The following is a 16764-nucleotide window of genomic DNA, read 5'->3' on the forward strand; positions in this document are numbered from 1 at the left end:
GATGGATTGGTATAGTCGTCACGTCTTGTCCTGGCGGATCTCCAACACTCTAGAAGTTCACTTTTGCGTGGAGGCGTTGGAAGAAGCCTTATCCAACTACACCCCACCTGTGATCTTTAACACGGATCAAGGGGCACAGTTTACAGCGAACGCCTTTACAGACTGTCTGAAAGCCTCTGGAGTTCAGATTAGTATGGATGGTCGAGGGCGCTGCCACGACAACATCTTTATCGAACGATTGTGGAGGAGTCTAAAGTATGAGTTGATTTATCTCAAAGCGTTCGAGGATGGTCAACATTTAACGCAAGAGGTCAAACAGTGGTTTCGTTGGTACAATCAAGTTCGTCCACATCAAGGATTAGATTATCAGACACCAAATCAAGTGTATTGTGATAATCTAAAGAAACGAAGTGAGTGATAAAGCAATTGAGATCTTGAACACGAAACTGAATGGATCTGAGAATCTGAATCCCTAGCTTATTCATCCCCTGAAAACTGTCTAGTCTTGGGGGTCCACTTCAAATACCTGTCCTCAATGTCAGTCTGTATGGTACTGGGATGATTTGAAAAATGACTGGAAATGCAAGTGTGGGTGGAATTTCAGTGACACACCGATCACCAATCTAGAGCAAGGAGACAATGATTTAAGTAGCTTGGTGGCTCATTCTTGCGGATTATCTGGCGAGAAATCAGTCGCGCTCAATATTGGATCTCCACTTTCTGCCCTCAGTTTGTCGCAAATATCTCTGTTAATGATGTCTACTGCGTTGTGCTTATATAATTCAGGTGGTAGACATCATCAGCTCAAGTTGCCATCGATCAATCTAGAGCTACATAGATTGCTATCGAGATCTGCGCTCGTCTATAAGTCTGAGTTTAGCAATTTGGCATACTTCTTGCAGTGGGTCGATCGAGCTTATCGAATTGAATACAAGCGGGCTGGACAACGGAAAAATCACTTGCAGGAATTAAGTCTGATTTCTACTTTCCGCAGTAAGCTAGAGGATCTTTGTTTGTTAACGAGATAAGGTGCGCGGAGAAGATTATGTGCTAGCTCAAGTCGGCATAGAGTTTGCAGTCGAATCCGACAAAACAGCAAGATACTTGTAATGAGATACCGTTGCCACGATCGCAGAAGAGCAATTTCCGATTGCTCTTTTCCAGCAGAATCAATGACTGTGCACTCCTGACGCAGATATTCACTAATTTTCTGGCGAAGTTCGTCTGTTAGTTTACACGCATCCTGTGACTTAAGCCAAACCTTTGCCGCCTAATAAGGCATCCTTCTGCCGCAGTTCAACCTGAAATACTGATTCTTTCGTTGAGTGATCGCAGTCGTCTTCTACCCAAATCAGACATCCGCTTGCCGAAAGTCCGAATCTAGAGCAACCCGTTGCCGAAAGTCCAAACCCTCCGTATAAGTGAAGCGGCTACCGACATAAAGCGGGACAGATTGAACGAAGCTTAAAGACTTGAGGGATCTACTGTCCCGGCTTAAGTTGGTAGCCGTGAAGCTTATATTTCATCGCCAACGGCTCCTAAGGCTCTCAGAGTCGTTCTTTGAGACTCGTTGAGTCCGATCGTATGACTGATATTCATGCCTTCATAGGGACGTGGTACTCTCAAAGTTGATTGGCACGATCGCGTTTCCAAGCTCCAACGCTTAATTGTCTCGTCAAAGCTACTTCTGAAAAGGGATGCTGTGAATCGTAGTGTGGAGTAATAAAACGGTTAGACAATCTCGGCGGCTGGAATATCCCTGTTCTCACTCATTATTTCTGAAAGCTTCAATAAAAGCAGCTTACAACCGTTACGTTTTAGAAAATTGTGACTTCAGGAGCAATCGTTCCTTTCCCATCACTGAAGAATTATTTGAATCATTTTTGCACCACCGACCTTTAACAACACTCCCGACAGATTTAGGCAGCGATAATGCCGTAATCGCATAAGAGCCAAGACTCTCGCCTTAGGGTGATCGCAAATTTCTAAAAAGCCGCAAATCTGTTTGAATAGCAAAGCAATTTAGTCTTGCATCCAGAGAGGTTAAAGCAACTCAGAAGACTTCGATCGAGACGTTGCAACTCTCGTATGAGAATTACAAGGAATCGGGACGAGAAATCGAGTCAATCAACTCTTCGATCGATTCAACATCAGGGCAGTTTTGTAGCTCGGACTCAAACCATTTCACCTCATCCGGATCTGTACCGGGCAGTTGGTAGACCAGCAACACTCCAACCACACGCGCCAATGTTAGGGGATCTGGAGAGAGATGACTCAGATGGGCTTGAGCCGCTTGATAGAGTTGCTTGATCGCTTCTGCACCTTGAGGTTGCCCAAGCAGAATTGACATCTGTTGAAGATTATCTTGTACTGCTTGAACCAGTTCGGCTTGGGCATCATCAGAAGGATAAGACATGATTGTGCAATAAGTCCAACGAGGAAGTCACGACTTCAGCTTAAGCCTTTATCATCCATCCGTCGGTTCGAGTCCTAAATCAGAAATCAAGTTCGTCGCGTGACGTAGCGTTTGATCCTGAGTGTATTAGCCTGGATCATAACGTTGTGTTCCTAACTGCAATCATGGTTCATTTTGGTCTGTTTTGTCCTCCCAGTCCTGGTCACCTCAACCCGATGACAACACTCGGTCGCGAACTTCAGCAACGGGGACACCGCGTGACGTTGATTAATTCTCTCGATGCTCAAACCAATGCCGATGCGGCAGGAATCGAGTTTTATCCCATTGGACAAGCTGAGTTTCCCCTCGGCTCGACCCAAAAAACTCACAGCAAACTCGGTCAACTAGATGGACTGGTCGCTGTGAAATACACACTCGACTTGCTGCAATCTGGTGCTGCGATGGTGTTACGAGAGGCACCTGCGGCGGTCGAACAGCTTCAAATTGAGGCGTTATTGGTCGATCAAGTTTCTCCAGAAGCAGGCTCAATAGCCGAAGCACTAGGATTGCCGTTCGTTAGTGTTTGTAATGCGCTGATGCTGAACCAAGAGCCGACGATTCCACCAATCTTTACCGATTGGGACTACAACCGTGCATGGTGGGCACAGCTCCAAAATCAAGCCGTCCACTTTGGATTAGCGATCGCAGGGCTGTCGTTTCAACACCTCATTAACGATTACCGCCATCGCGCAAAGCTTCCCTCGCTTTTACAACCGAATGAGGCTTTTTCCAGATTGGCACAGATTAGTCAGTCTCCGGCAGCATTTGAATTTCCGCGACAACAACTGCCGGATTGCTTCCATTTCACAGGACCTTGGCACGCCCCGCAAACTCGTGCTGAAATTGACTTTCCCTATGAGCGCTTGACCGGACAACCGCTGATTTATGCCTCACTCGGCACCGTGCAAAATCGAGTCTACGAAATTTTCCGCACGATCGCCCAGGCGTGTGAGGGATTAGAGTGCCAATTGGTAATTTCTCTGGGCAGAAAGACCGATGCTGATGCCATCCCTAACTTTCCTGGGCAGCCGATCGTCGTTAGCTATGCTCCCCAATTAGAGCTATTGCACCGTGCCGCTCTGGTGATTACGCACGCGGGGATGAATACGGTCCTCGAATCGCTGAGTTGCGGTGTGCCGATGGTTGCCATACCGATTACCAACGATCAGCCTGGAGTTGCGGCTCGTTTAACCTGGTCAGGTGCAGGAGAGCGAGTCCTGTTATCTCAATTGAGCATCACACCCCTTAGAAGCGCAATTCAGAAGGTTTTGACGCAACCCAACTATGGGGTGCAGGCTCGACGGCTTCAACGTGCGATCGAACAGTCTGGAGGGGTTCACCGAGCAGCAGGGATTGTCGAGCAGGCAGTAGCTCATTCACCTCTCCGAAGTCGTTCGACTTGACCGTTTCACCCGGTATTGTCAACCCCAAAGGTAGAATAATGCGAAATTATTAGCCCCTGTGTCTGGCTCTACTACACCTTTCCTTTGAGCTACCGGGATATCGAGAAAATGATGCTATGTCGTGGCATCGAAGTGACCTATGAAACGATTCGGAAATGGTGCCGGAAATTTGGGCAGCAGTACGCCAATCAGCTTCGCCGCAAACGTCCTTACCTCACCGATAAATGGCACTTTGATAAATTCGGTTTCGTTCAGGGTAGGTGAATTGGTAGGGTTGCATAGGTTACCCGTACAAAGTTCAACTTCTATTTTAATGAAGGTTTTAGCTTGTAGTGTGACAACCTTCTCACCTACCGTTCATCTCAAGATATCTACCTTGAACAACGGGAATTAACCTCACAAGAACTGAGATAACCACACAATATCTGGATGCTGTTATCTCGTGACCCAATTGCTAAATTTGAAATGAGTAAAGATTTACCAAGGCAGCACTTCTCGATTCATGTGCCAGAACGTGCCCGTGTTCTCCAGCGTCAACTCCTCAATTCGAGCCAGTAACCCCTTCACAGACTCTTCTGGCGTGATGCCCCCCGTGATAAAGTTCGTCATGCGAGTTTGAACTAAACCAGGATGTAGAATCGCCACAGCAATCCCACGCGGTTTAAGGTCGTGTGCCAGAGACTTGCCTGCCATTGACAACGCGACCTTCGACATACGGTAGCCATAGGAACTGCCAGAAGTATTGTCTGCGATCGACCCCATCCGGCTAGTCATCAACACAATCTTAGAGCCTGCTTTGAGTAGGGGCAGTAACGCTTGAGTCACTCGCAAAGGACCGAGCGCATTCACCTCAAACTGTTCTCGGATGCTGTCAAAGTCTAGGTCTTCTAGCGTCACGCGCTTGGCAATTCCAGCGTTGTTGATCAGGACATCGATCGTCATATCCCCCAAGCGAGTTCGTAAATTTGCCACTGAAGCCTCTGAGGTAATGTCAACTCTCTCCTCAAACTGTACCCCAAGCTGCTTCAATTCCTCAGAGGCAGTGCGACAGACCGCAATCACCCTGTCACCTCGTGCTTGCAGTTGACGGCAGTAGTCGTAACCAATCCCTCGATTTGCACCTGTAATCAGATAAGTTGCCATGTGAACTCCGATAGTTTGAGAGAGGTTCCCAGAAACCACTCTATTAGGCTAGCTAAAATTGTCACCTGCCATCGGACTGCTACTTCTTCTACCCTAGAAAAAGAGATGGCAGTGATAGTGAATTTGGGGAAGCGTTTTATTTTGAACGCGATTCGTATGAACACCAAACTGTTCTACACAGCGGTTCCGCTCTCCACGCTCCGCTACAACCTTACTTTTCGTCACGTCAAACTTGAATTTCTGCCGCAAGTGGAAGAGAAAATGACGACTCAGCTAAAGTTGCTAGTGTAACTATGTGACTCCGGAGTGTGCCGCTCATGTCTGACCGTCCCTATGATATTGTCCTCTACGGTGCCAGTGGTTTTGTCGGCAAACAGACGGTTCAATACTTTGCCCGCCACACCGACGCTGAACCAGTTCGTTGGGCGATCGCCGGACGGAATCGCCAGAAGCTAGAGGACGTGAAGGATGCAGTCGGTGTAGCCGTAGATATTCTGGTCGCCGACAGCCAGGATCAATCAGCAATTGATGCGATCGTGGCTCAGACGCGAGTGTTGCTTACCACAGCCGGACCCTTTGCCCTCTATGGCAATGCTCTGGTCGATGCCTGTGTGCGCTTCAAAACTCATTACGTAGACATCACCGGCGAGACTCCCTGGGTCAGAACGCTGATCGATCGCTATCATACTCAGGCATCTGCTGATGGCACTCGTATCATCCCCTGCTGTGGCTTTGATTCTGTCCCATCAGATTTGGGCACTTACCTAGTTGTCCGTCATATCCAACAAGTCATGGGAATGCCCTGCAAAACTGTGCAGGGCTATTTCCAGATGGTTGGAGGCTTGAACGGAGGAACGCTGGCATCCGGTTTTCATCTGCATGATTCCGGACAGACAGCGCAGTTGGCTGATCCCTTTCTGCTGAATCCGTTCGCACCGCATAGTCAGGCTGAAAGCGATTCTCTCCAAAATGGCAAAGCCGAACGCAATCGTGATCCAGTCACTCCATCCTTTGATCCAGACATCAACACCTGGGTAGCTCCCTTCTTTATGTCACCTGTCAACACCCGGATCGTGCGCCGCAGTGCTGCCCTATACGACCAGTGGCAGGAAGCCTATGGACCCGACTTCACCTATCAGGAGTATCTCAAGTTTGATGAACCGCTGGCATGGCTGAAAGCAACTAGCGTTACCGCAGGGCTTGCTCTCTTCACAGGTGTCCTGCAACAGCCTCAGGTGCGATCACTCCTGCAACCCTTCCTGCCCCAACCCGGCAGCGGGCCTTCTGAGCAAACGATGAATGAGGGCTGGTTCACTTGCGAACTGGTGGGTACTGCGATCGACGGACGCAAGGTGCAGGGACTTATCCGTGACAAAGGCGATCCTGGCAATCGGGCGACCGTGAAGTTTCTCTGTGAAGCTGCCCTCAGTCTGATACTTCAAGCCGATGCACTACCGGGTGGTCAAGTACGGGGAGGCATTCTGACTCCAGCAACCGGGTTGGGTGACGTGCTAGCAGAACGGTTACGTCGGGCTGGTATGACTATAGAGGTGAACTCGTAATCCTGTGGGTTAGGATGAAGAGTAGGACATTCTGATTGACGTATGGCAAGGCAAAAACCTCCCCTCACTGGAGCAGCCCTGATCAAGGAAGTTTGTCGGCGGCTCCGGGTTACCCGGAGCTATCGGGATGCTCGTAACAACGCTGCCTGCCGGAGCGAACGAGAACTTGCTTTAGTCCTTTACAAAACCCTGACGAAAGAACAAAAAGACCAGATTCCCCAAGCGCTACGGGTGTGGCTGCGCTACCGCAGCGAAAAATAGACTTGTTGTTAAATAACGTCAAAAATTGCTGAAACCCTTACGCCATCTCGCTTCTGGTGCTTTTTCGGCAAATCGTCTGAAACGACTGATATGATTGACCTTCAGGCGTTTTTAACCTTTCATTAGACTTGTTGCGAAATAGCGATTGAAATCGCTGAAACGCTTATGCATAATGGGTTTCAAGAGTTTTAGGCAAAAACTGCTGAAATGCCTAACAGGAAAAGGGTTCAAGAGTTTTTGAGCCTATTTCGCAACAACTCTCTTGAAGGTTTCACTTCACATCTATCTCTTCACTTATGAGTGGCTCTTGAAATTTTTGGGGTCAGTAGAGCTAATTTACTTCCCTTAAATGAGCAATCTTAACCATGCTCAAGACATTTTTCAGTTCATTTGAACTATTGTGTTGATAACTTAGCTAAAATTTAGTCTTAACAAATAACAAGTCGAAGTGCTACATCTATAGTCTTTCTAAATACGGATTCCATATCTAGCGTAATGGGGGTATAAAGTAACGAATCTCTGCCTACCTCTAAACCGACTTAAGCTGAAGGAGTGATATGCCCAAGTGGAAACTCGCCACTGAATTTACCTTCGATGCTGCCCACTACATCCGGGACTATGACGGTCCCTGTGGGCGGATGCATGGGCATACCTATCGGGTTCGGATGGAGGCAACCTCTAGCCAACTTCACGCTTCCGAGTATTGTCCTCATCCCGTTATGGTCGCGGACTTCCGCACGCTTCGCTGGGCAAAAAAAGACCTACTCAAAGGGGGGCTTGACCACTCTGTTTTGAACGAAGTCTTCCCTGAAGGCTATGAAACGACTGCCGAGATGATTGCTCAATATATCTACGACAAGACGAAAAATCAATTGCCCTCGGATGTGAAGTTGAAGGTCGCTGTGTCCGAAACGCCTAATTCTTGGGCTGAATACGAGGACGACTAGGAGCGACCCTTGCGGTATCTATGGAGTAGCACGTTATGACAAGCCTGATCCCCACGACCTCAACCTCTAAAGCCGCCTCGGCAGTCTTGCCAGTGGTGGAAACCTTCCACTCCGTTCAAGGTGAGGGAGCCTGGACAGGTACAAATGCTTTCTTTATCCGACTAGCGGGCTGTGACGTAGGTTGCCCCTGGTGTGACACCAAGCATTCGTGGAGCGTTCGTCGCCATCCCCAACGCCATACGACTGACCTGATTGCAGACGCTAAAGCAGCAAATCCGGCGATCGTGGTCATTACGGGTGGCGAACCTCTGATGCATGACCTTTCTCCCCTCAGCAACGGGTTGAGAGCCGCAGGGCTGCGATCGCATCTAGAAACCTCTGGATCGCACCCCTTCAGTGGCAATTTCGACTGGGTTACCTTCTCCCCTAAGCGGTTCAAGCCCCCTCACGAAAGTATTTATTCACGGGTAAGTGAGCTGAAGGTCGTAGTTTCTGGACAGGCTGATCTGTCCTGGGCAGAGGATCAGGTGACCAAAATCCCAACCGATGCAGTCAGGCTTCTCCAACCAGAATGGGGTACGCTTGATAGCTACTCGCTCATCTTTGAGTACGTTCTCAGCCACCCAGAATGGCGGATCAGCTTACAGACCCACAAATTCACCAATATTCGATGAGGAGCCAGTCTATGAGTGCCCGCAAAGCTGTCGTTTTGTTGTCTGGTGGTCTGGATTCAGCAACTTCTGCTGCTCAGGCGATCGCCGATGGTTATGAACTGATTGCCCTATCGCTGCATTATGGTCAGCGGCACGATCGCGAACTGATTGCGGCTAAACGAGTTGCGGAGCATTTGGGGATTAATGCACGCTTTTTGGTGGACGTGAACCTGTCGCAGTGGGGTGGTTCTGCCCTGACTGACCAAGCTGTAGACGTACCCATTGATGGGGTTCAGTCTGGAGCAATTCCCGTTACCTATGTGCCAGGACGAAATACAGTGTTTCTGGCGATCGCCATGTCGTTAGCGGAAGCCAAAGGAGCCGAAGCGATCTACTTGGGGATCAATGCAGTAGACTACTCTGGCTATCCAGATTGCCGACCGGAGTATCTAGAAGCGGTCCAGCACCTCGCAACCCTTTCTTCTAAAGTTGGACTGGAAGGTAACGCACCCAAACTGGTTGCGCCATTGGTGATGGATTCCAAAGTGGACATCGTACATCGGGCACTGCGGCTGAACGTACCCATTCATCTCACCTGGTCTTGCTATCAGGGCGAAGGCGACCCTTGTGGTGTCTGCGACTCTTGCCGGATTCGCGATCGCGCTCTGATTGACGCAAGTAGACCCGATCTGGCAACGTTAGTAGGGCAAGAATTGTACAAACAGGAGAGCCAATGCGCTACCCCCGTGTTTTAATCATTACATCCTGTACTGGGGAAAAGCGCTTTAAGCCAGAAAATCAACTAACCCAGGAAGATTTTAAGCCCACTGCTCGTCTCCATAAGCGGGAAAAGCAACTTGCTGAATTTATGTCTCCGGCAGGAGAAATGTACACTGGAATGCAGCACACCCAATTAATGGATGGTGTACAAAATCTACGTAAGGCTTTGGAGCAACTTGTCATTGATGTAGCGATCGTCTCAGCAGGCTACGGGTTGATTTTAGAGAGTCAAAAAATTGCGCCCTACGAAGTCACTTTCAACACAATGAAGGGGCACGAGATAGATGAATGGGCAAAACGTCTTAAGATTCATCGTTCTGTCGAACAGATAATTCCTGAATACGATCTAATTTTTGTTCTGTTAGGGGAGAAGTACTTAAGAGCGATCTCGTTACCGATCACGCTTTATGAAGATCAAACCTGGATTTTTCTGGCTCCCGGAAGCAGTTTTAACTTAATTCAGAAGTCATCTCCTCAGGCTTTTATCTTGCCGCTGTCCAATGCTGAAGCAAAGCAATATGGCTTTGGAGCGGTGGGACTGAAGGGCTTTCTGTTTAAGAAATTTGCTTTAGTCGCAGCAAAGAAACCTGAGTTGCTTGAACAGATTCATCAAAATCCCTGCTGCTTTCAAGACGTTATCGATCGAACAACCCAACTTACACTCAATTTATGTTTGCCCAAAGCAGCAGCTAAACTCGAATCTAAACAGGCTGTAAAGAAGATAAAGAGAGATGAATTCATCCCTATTCCTGACTTGCCACCCGCGCCGAACATTCATCTGGGCGTGCAGTACTTTATCCCGGAGTGGGACGATCGGGTTGACCCAAACTATAACTTCCTAAAAGACGCTTTTGGCTCGATCGAGCGTGACCCCTATGCGGATGATGTCTACGCCCATGAGTTGTTTCCCAGTCCAAACTATGACGGTGTTTTGATCTCTAAAGTGGTGGTTGATGGGAGCCAAACTCGACGGGCTAAAGTGGAAGCTCAAGGTGTTCACAAGTTTATCCGGTTCCCTGGCAGAATTATGGGAGACTGTGGGGCGTTTGGCTACATCGGAGAAGACGAACCACCCTACAACACTGACGAAATTCTGAATTACTACCATAATCTTGGTTTTGACTATGGGGTTAGTATCGATCACCTGATTGTTGGGCCCTTCGCTGAACCTGGAGTTCGAGAGAAGCGTTACGACCTGACGCGCAAAAACTCAGAAGAATTTTTGAAGAAACACCAGCAGCGAGACTTTCAATTTACACCTATTGGTGTTGCACAAGGATGGAGTCCAGAATCCTATGCCACAGCCGTCAAAGAGTTGATTGAGATGGGCTATGACTACATTGCTTTAGGTGGGCTAGCTCGCGCTCAAAATCGTGAAATTCTACCAATCCTGGAAGCGATTCACCCTCACCTAATTCCGACAGTGCGAATGCACTTGTTTGGAGTCGCGCGAATCAATGCCATTTCTGCCTTCCGGCATTTAGGTGTGACGAGTTGCGACTCCGCCAGTCCACTGCGGCAGGCTTGGCTTGGGGCAACTGCCAATTATCACACGCGCTCGGATAAGCGATATGCTGCCATCCGAGTTCCGCCTGTAGACAATAAAGGGGGCTTACGAATCAAACGTATACTGGAAGCGGGAGTGGCAGACTCGAAGACCCTACAGCAACTTGAAAAAGATGCTTTGCGAGCGCTGCGAGAGTTTGATGCCGGAAAGCTAGACCTAGAATCGACCTTAAAATCCGTCCTTGCCTGAATAACGTTCAATTAGTAAACATCTTTTTCGCTCTTGTAGGTTTCCCAAACCATTCAGGTGGTGATAGAAAGACTGCTCCGTTTGGATGAATCGAAATACTTTCTGAACGTTGCTCTAACCATTCATCAAAAAGATTTGCAAGCACTGAATTCTCTGATTTCTTCTCAGCAATCATCGCTAAACTCTGTGTAAGATGCAAACGAGCGCGTTGTCCATCAAATCGTTTATCAGTTTGATCAAGCGTCATATATAGATCAAGGTTCATCTCTGGTCGCATTAGACCGTTGGACTTTATTTGTAAAATTAAATTGGCTGATTCTACGGGTATATATGCACAAAATTTAGAAGGAGCGAAAAGCTTAGTCTTTGGATCAAAAACAAAATAAGTAACTGTTCGCTTTCCCCATAACTCTCGACCTCTTGTAGTCACAACCTCTCGATTCCAGCGTTGTAAATTCAACACTACATCAGGAATATCACTAGCAAAGTAAATACGCTTATCTGGTGTTGTTGTGACTGCCTCCGATATAGAGGTCGCACGCTGAATTTCACGTTCTACACAAAGCGTCTCTTGCTCCAATGCCTCTCGTGGTAGCTGGTTCAATTGTCTAATCTGTTCTGGTGAAAACTGCGGTAACAAAACTGTTTGAAAAGCATTCATCCCGACGCAGCGCATCAGCAGAACTGTATTTGCCGCTAAATTTCGTCTACCTAAATCAACATGAGAACTAACCATGCTGACAAAAATATCATTTGCTGATTGTGGGTGAAAAAGATGGGCAGTGGCAAATTTAGCATGGTTAGCAACAGGATCAGCACGACTAATCTCAAACTCTATCCACAGCCGCTTTGAGCCATCGTCCCGTTCCAAAAGAACATCGGCACGAGGTTTGTAGCCTAGATACTTTTCAAGTTCCAGAGGGAGAAGGCGACTCTCAGAACGACACGTCCATCCAGGTAACGTGCGTCGAATAAACTCTTTCTGTAAATGAGAAGCAAGTTTGCACATCTTTGAAATAGCCTTAACATAAATTTAAGTTGTTGCCGGACTTGTAGCATCAGGGATTGCCTTAAAGGGTTCAATGTATGTCGTCATACTACGGATCATTTTGCTCCTCTGGATGTCCAAATTCATCAGGTAGCTCATTAGATGTAATCTGTAAAACCTCAAGGAGCTTTTTGTACTGGGCAGGAGATAACTTAGGTTGCGATCGTCCTGCCTCCCAATTCCTTACCGTCGTCTCGGTTACACCTAACGCATTAGCCAACTGCTGTTGAGTCAAAAAGCGTTGCACTCTTAGTCTCATAAGTGGCGATCGTTCGGGCTTGCTTGTCATTAGTAGTAAATTGGTTGACGTTTTTAGTAATTTGATTTACGCTGTTAGCAGTATGAATTAAGAAAGCAGTGAGGACTCAATCGGCAAAAGCCTCTGAGAATTTACTGCTTCCTATCAATTCGTCATTCTACGCAATCTTCTGCACAGACATATCGACAACAGAGCAAAGTTTTACCTGCTTAGAAATGAGCATTAGGTTTTGCTGCTGAAAAATCTTTAAAGAACCGTCCACGCGACGCGCAAGCGGCAATCGCTCAATTTTCCTATGCGTTCTTTTCCCAACCCTTACCGAGATCGGCTGTGTCCCTGGTGTGTTATTCAACTTCTACCAAACGCTTGTACTGTCATTGTTGTCCGGTTTCGTCGTCGCAACGATGCAGAGGCGCACATGAAGGCGCTTTGCCGATTGAAACCAGATGCAATATACGAAATTATGTTTGATACACGAAGAGTGAATGAAGAGTCATAAGCACTACAAACAACCGGAACGATCCCTACGAACTCGCGTAGAACTCGGTGGCAGGCATCCACTGTCGTGCGCGTGTTTTGAATGATTGGGTCGCCTTTAGCGCCAATTTGCGTCACCCCTCGCTCCCGCCAATATGGATCTTCACGCCGCCAGTCTAGCTCTCGTAATCTGGACATCCGGTTAAGTAAATCCTCGTCTGGCACCCCTCCGCATACAAATCGCGTGCAACTAACCCTAAAGCCTGGATTGCGACGGCTGTTACTGTCAAAGTTTCCTGCCTCTGGCGATCGCGTTCCTTTTTGCTGAGCACCCTCCAAGGATCATCTGGCAGAATGCAGGCAGCAGCAGCCCAAAAAGTCGTAGCCCAATCACTTTGAGTTTCCAAGTCCTTCTTTGATCGCAAGTTAGGAAACATATGCTGAGTAGCAGTCACCAAAGTTGAAAACGTCATCAGTTTAGGATTGTGTTTACCTAACCCGTTCTCAACCATTTCCACGTTGTTCCGAAACTGTGGGACGCGCTCTAGAAGATTTTTGGCAATCAGTACCAGTGGTGAACGTTGATCAAAGGTATGAGCCAAGGACACGCTAGGGCGCTGTACCAGCAAGTTCTGATCCCGGAATGCTTGCCGCTCCTGATCCAAAGGTAACCCTGCATAAATTAAAGCTCCCAACTCCAACTTAGATAGAGCAGCCACTCTGATTGGGTCATCTTCCATATTTTTGAGCGCCTGACGGATTCCAAAGCACCTGTGCTGTCCGTCGGTCAGACGCAAGCTAACAGAGTGGTAGGGAAGAACGATGCTGCCATCCTTGTACATCGGTCGTGGTTGAACATTGACACAGATGGCAGGGAAGAAGGTACTGCCATCCTCATGAGTCTCTAAAATATACTGAGCGATTGCCTTCACTCTGACTGGATTCGGTTTACGTTGAGCAAAGTCAGGTAGTTCGGGGTCATTCGGCACATATAGGCACCCTACATCTAGTAATCGGGCTATATCCCCAAAAAGCAGACTGGCAACATAGCTTTGATGCTCACTCAGCAAACCACGATGCACGGGTACTGCTTGGAGGACGAGTTCCATAAACGATTTCTCCAACAAAATAGAATTCTATTAAGAATTGATTACCAAAACTAATCCCCTGTAAGTAACTCTCCAAAGGCTCATTTACAGGAATCTTTATTCAGCTTTACTGCAAACAGCAATAGTCCCAGGGCAAACGCATCTAAATTCTGAAAGCCCTCCCTGGCATGCGTTTCGCAAATTTATACTTTTCAGCATCCGACGGCTGAAAGCCTTTCTCGGTAAGCATTCTGAAAATAAGACGTGTTTGCCCTGGCAATAGTCCAAACTTTGCTAAGTCGGCTTTTCCGATGAGGTTTCCTTTTCGCGCAACCACATCATCACTGCCACCTCCAAAGCTTCACTTTGGCTAATCTCTTCTGAGGTGCAGAGAATTTTGAATTTCCGCGCCAATCCCTTCGGAATGTATCCGCTCACCTGAGCATAGTTAGGGTCGTCACGCTTAGTTACCAAATCAGCAGAGGTCAATTCGTTTAAATTTCTCATATTTATTGTCTCACAATATCTCCAAATCACATTACTTCATTACTTCATTACTTCATGAAGTAATGCTATCATCTAATGATGGTAAACGGTTGTCTTAATCGCCAAAGTCTTTGAGGATATATCACCACTCAAGCTCGACAGATGATAGGAAATCAAGCTGTGTCTCACACATCTCCTTCCCAAGAACTCTTTTTACCAAATGATTTTCTAGTGCAAACGCTTGCACCAAAATATGCCATTGGTGATCGCGTCCGGTTTCTCCCCATGCCTGCTGAAGATTTCGGCACTGTAACTGGATTCCAGTAGGCCCCTGCTGAGCACCTTCAAGACTGGGCATGGCGCTACACCATTTGGCTTGATCCCCAATCACCGAGCTACGCTTGGACTCCCTCAGATCTTGCCTGGGAAGCAGACCTGCAACGGCTCACTCTTGCTCCGATTGATGTCTTAACTAGGGAGCAATCTGCATGACACCCCAGGATCTCGGACAACGAGAGATCAAACTGCTTCGGCTCTACTGCGGGTGCAAGTTCGGGATGACACCCCAAGCGTTCTATGCTCGATGGGACGTTACCCATGCCCAAATCGCCCAAATCTATGGGGTCAGTGAACCCACCGTTAACCGTTGGTTCTCGCAAGGCAGGACTAGACGTTCTGCTGAAGCAACCCACCGCAAAAAGCTGGCAGAAATGAATCTCATCTGGGAGGACTATGAACGAATTCCTTCGCACTTGCGGCAACGGCTGTGCCCAACCCGTCACAACGGCAAAGTCCCATCACCGTGATAGGAACCATTTCCTCTAGCACACAAGCCTGCTCTATGGTGATGAAATCCTGATTGACCCGATGCCACTGTGATTCAAATCTCACTGGGAAAACGCTGCCTCCACATTGACCCGATCACAGGCGCGATCGCTCAAGCTGCCTACAGCAGCTCTGCTATGAAACCAGAACTGATGGAACGATTGAGCAGTTGTCTGCACCTTACGCACCCCTGCCATCCTGGTCGGTTCACCCTAATACCATTCGTGCCCTGGTGCGTCGCTACTCTGAGCAGGCTGCCTTTTATCCTCTGGAGGAAATCGCTCAGTGGATTGCTTACCAGCGCTATGGTCTCTTCCTCCTACCGGGTTATCAACCCCTGTTCTACTTACGGACAGAACACAAATCCATCAGCCCCAACAAAAGCGCCATCGCTGCGATCGGAGAAGCCTGTCTGGAGTTGACGATTCAGTACCTTTACAACGGGCGGTTGTTAGCCAGACCCGTCTCAGATTACCCAGATGCCGTCTGTGATGACCCAGCGGACAACACAGTTTACCTGAGAGAGGCAAAAGCTACGGCAGCTCAGACGGTAGAGGACATCAAGCGAGTCATTGGTAGTGAGCTACCGCGCTTCATCCCCTTTGTCTTAGCAGCCAACTCCCTCGATGACACTCAAACCAAAGTACTGGGGCTGTTGGTTAGCATCACCGTCTTAAACAGCGATCAGTTTCACTGCGCTATCTCAGAAGTTCGAGTCTAAATCCTATGACGCAAGCCGTCTGCGATCGTGAGTTCATCCTGCAACGTGTGGTGCGTATTCTGGCTGAAAGTGCCGATGCCAGTAATGACAGCAACTTAGTGCTGCAACTGGCGCTGACTGAACTGGTCAAGCAGGTGATGCGAGAACTGGCGCAGGGTAACGAAGCCGACCATCTTCAGGGCAACCTATGACTGAAATCATAAGTTGTCCAACGATATAGTCATAACCCTGATTCTTCTGTTAAGCAGTAAAATGTGATTTAGAGGTTCTGAAACCATAAATTGTTCAAAAGTTAAGATTGATGGAGCAATACTTCGGACAGTTTTAGGCGGCGATAGTGCCGTAATCGCAAAGGGTTGAGTAGTTGGGATGGGATTTAATCAAGCTTGGCTCCAAGTCTAAGGTGGCAATAAATCGTTCAAGTAGGTGTTGATTGAGGGCACGACGCTTAACGCTTGCCATTGAGAATACAAATGGGTCTTGACCGGTGTGCTGGGGATGCGCGTCGAACTTCGCTAGATTGAGGGCGGTAAAACTGGCATTGAAATGAAAGTCCAACTTCAAGAGGTCACGGGCTTGACAATCACTCAGACCCGTAAACTGCTTGGCATCGCGGAAGAGAAATTCAATCCCGAAGCGCAATTTATAGAACTGAATAATCTGCTTGGGGGCTTGCTCAACATCGGTACTGAACAGCAGGCAGGTGCGGACTCGGTTCGGAACGCGACGGTCAACTAGGTAGGCGACTCGAATCTCCCGCTTCAAGGAGACGTGCCACAATCGGGCAGTGTAGAGGTCAACCTGGGGTTGCACGGTTTCCACAAAGGTGAAGTGACTGAGGTCTGTCAGGTCAACTTTGCCGTCGTACTTGCGCGGTCTGCCTCGTTGCTTCTGCACCCC

Annotated in this window: 22 protein-coding genes; 14 read left to right on the forward strand and 8 right to left on the reverse strand. The window is 48.1% G+C overall.

The features are described 5' to 3' along the window. Positions 1-418: integrase core domain-containing protein (locus tag A8707_RS23085; protein WP_082906472.1), on the forward strand; the 418-nt coding region annotated here is incomplete at its 5' end. Between the two features lie 1677 nt (positions 419-2095). Here the strand turns inward: A8707_RS23085 and A8707_RS23095 are convergent. Further along, positions 2096-2416: a hypothetical protein gene (locus tag A8707_RS23095; protein ID WP_068819537.1), complete on the reverse strand. Its 321-nt coding sequence runs from the start codon at positions 2414-2416 to the stop codon at positions 2096-2098. A gap of 164 nt (positions 2417-2580) precedes the next feature. Here A8707_RS23095 and A8707_RS23100 point away from each other — a divergent pair, with 164 nt between their 5' ends. Then, entirely contained in the window at positions 2581-3858 is a 1278-nt protein-coding gene (locus A8707_RS23100) for a glycosyltransferase (RefSeq protein WP_068819538.1), read from the forward strand. Positions 3859-3966: 108 nt separating this feature from the next. Continuing rightward, positions 3967-4122, forward strand: a complete 156-nt coding sequence (locus A8707_RS27180) for a hypothetical protein (RefSeq protein WP_231948395.1) — start codon at positions 3967-3969, stop codon at positions 4120-4122. 213 nt (positions 4123-4335) lie between these two features. Here A8707_RS27180 and A8707_RS23105 read toward each other — a convergent pair whose 3' ends face one another. Beyond that, complete coding sequence (locus tag A8707_RS23105) at positions 4336-5001, reverse strand: SDR family oxidoreductase (protein ID WP_068819539.1); 666 nt, start codon at positions 4999-5001, stop codon at positions 4336-4338. Positions 5002-5106: 105 nt separating this feature from the next. Between A8707_RS23105 and A8707_RS23110 the strand changes: the two genes are divergently transcribed. The 7 genes from A8707_RS23110 to dpdA all read left to right on the forward strand — a co-directional run bounded on the left by A8707_RS23110 (position 5107) and on the right by dpdA (position 10960). Further along, on the forward strand, positions 5107-5292 hold the full coding sequence (locus tag A8707_RS23110; RefSeq protein WP_068819540.1) for a hypothetical protein: 186 nt from the start codon (positions 5107-5109) through the stop codon (positions 5290-5292). 26 nt (positions 5293-5318) lie between these two features. Further along, complete coding sequence (locus tag A8707_RS23115) at positions 5319-6563, forward strand: saccharopine dehydrogenase family protein (RefSeq protein ID WP_068819541.1); 1245 nt, start codon at positions 5319-5321, stop codon at positions 6561-6563. Positions 6564-6605: 42 nt separating this feature from the next. Beyond that, entirely contained in the window at positions 6606-6824 is a 219-nt protein-coding gene (locus A8707_RS23120; RefSeq protein ID WP_068819542.1) for a Precorrin-3B methylase, read from the forward strand. Positions 6825-7381: 557 nt separating this feature from the next. Further along, on the forward strand, positions 7382-7771 hold the full coding sequence (locus A8707_RS23125; RefSeq protein WP_068819543.1) for a 6-pyruvoyl trahydropterin synthase family protein: 390 nt from the start codon (positions 7382-7384) through the stop codon (positions 7769-7771). 35 nt (positions 7772-7806) lie between these two features. Continuing rightward, on the forward strand, positions 7807-8445 hold the full coding sequence (locus tag A8707_RS23130; RefSeq protein WP_068819544.1) for a 7-carboxy-7-deazaguanine synthase QueE: 639 nt from the start codon (positions 7807-7809) through the stop codon (positions 8443-8445). 11 nt (positions 8446-8456) lie between these two features. After that, a complete protein-coding gene (gene queC / locus A8707_RS23135; protein ID WP_068819545.1) occupies positions 8457-9179 on the forward strand; it encodes a 7-cyano-7-deazaguanine synthase QueC in 723 nt (240 codons plus the stop codon). Further along, a complete protein-coding gene (dpdA, locus tag A8707_RS23140) occupies positions 9158-10960 on the forward strand; it encodes a tRNA-guanine transglycosylase DpdA (protein ID WP_156518832.1) in 1803 nt (600 codons plus the stop codon). The genes queC and dpdA overlap by 22 nt, the downstream gene beginning before the upstream one ends. Before the next feature lie 7 nt (positions 10961-10967). Here dpdA and A8707_RS23145 read toward each other — a convergent pair whose 3' ends face one another. From A8707_RS23145 to A8707_RS23160, 5 genes are all read right to left on the reverse strand, one after another. Beyond that, positions 10968-11969 (reverse strand): hypothetical protein, encoded by a 1002-nt coding sequence (locus tag A8707_RS23145; protein WP_068819546.1) that lies wholly within the window; start codon positions 11967-11969, stop codon positions 10968-10970. An 88-nt stretch (positions 11970-12057) separates the two neighbouring features. Continuing rightward, positions 12058-12297 (reverse strand): helix-turn-helix transcriptional regulator, encoded by a 240-nt coding sequence (locus A8707_RS23150; protein WP_068819547.1) that lies wholly within the window; start codon positions 12295-12297, stop codon positions 12058-12060. A gap of 318 nt (positions 12298-12615) precedes the next feature. Further along, entirely contained in the window at positions 12616-12942 is a 327-nt protein-coding gene (locus A8707_RS30720) for a DNA sulfur modification protein DndB (protein WP_197484989.1), read from the reverse strand. Continuing rightward, complete coding sequence (locus tag A8707_RS23155; protein ID WP_197484990.1) at positions 12921-13853, reverse strand: DNA sulfur modification protein DndB; 933 nt, start codon at positions 13851-13853, stop codon at positions 12921-12923. Before A8707_RS23155 ends, A8707_RS30720 begins: the two co-directional genes overlap by 22 nt. 273 nt (positions 13854-14126) lie before the next feature. Continuing rightward, the gene (locus tag A8707_RS23160; RefSeq protein ID WP_068819548.1) at positions 14127-14339 is read right to left on the reverse strand and encodes a hypothetical protein; all 213 of its coding nucleotides are present in this window, start codon (positions 14337-14339) and stop codon (positions 14127-14129) included. Positions 14340-14498: 159 nt separating this feature from the next. Here A8707_RS23160 and A8707_RS28585 point away from each other — a divergent pair, with 159 nt between their 5' ends. From A8707_RS28585 to A8707_RS23180, 4 genes are all read left to right on the forward strand, one after another. Then, positions 14499-14645, forward strand: a complete 147-nt coding sequence (locus A8707_RS28585) for a hypothetical protein (protein WP_156518833.1) — start codon at positions 14499-14501, stop codon at positions 14643-14645. Positions 14646-14806: 161 nt separating this feature from the next. Continuing rightward, positions 14807-15124, forward strand: a complete 318-nt coding sequence (locus A8707_RS23170) for a helix-turn-helix domain-containing protein (RefSeq protein ID WP_068819550.1) — start codon at positions 14807-14809, stop codon at positions 15122-15124. 188 nt (positions 15125-15312) lie between these two features. Next, positions 15313-15864 (forward strand): hypothetical protein, encoded by a 552-nt coding sequence (locus tag A8707_RS23175; protein WP_068819551.1) that lies wholly within the window; start codon positions 15313-15315, stop codon positions 15862-15864. A gap of 5 nt (positions 15865-15869) precedes the next feature. After that, the gene (locus tag A8707_RS23180) at positions 15870-16055 is read left to right on the forward strand and encodes a hypothetical protein (RefSeq protein ID WP_068819552.1); all 186 of its coding nucleotides are present in this window, start codon (positions 15870-15872) and stop codon (positions 16053-16055) included. A gap of 133 nt (positions 16056-16188) precedes the next feature. Here the strand turns inward: A8707_RS23180 and A8707_RS23185 are convergent. Next, positions 16189-16764: transposase (locus A8707_RS23185; RefSeq protein ID WP_156518507.1), on the reverse strand; the 576-nt coding region annotated here is incomplete at its 5' end.

The organism is Phormidesmis priestleyi BC1401, from assembly GCF_001650195.1.
In the GTDB taxonomy this organism is placed as follows: Bacteria; Cyanobacteriota; Cyanobacteriia; order Leptolyngbyales; family Leptolyngbyaceae; genus Phormidesmis_A; species Phormidesmis_A priestleyi_B.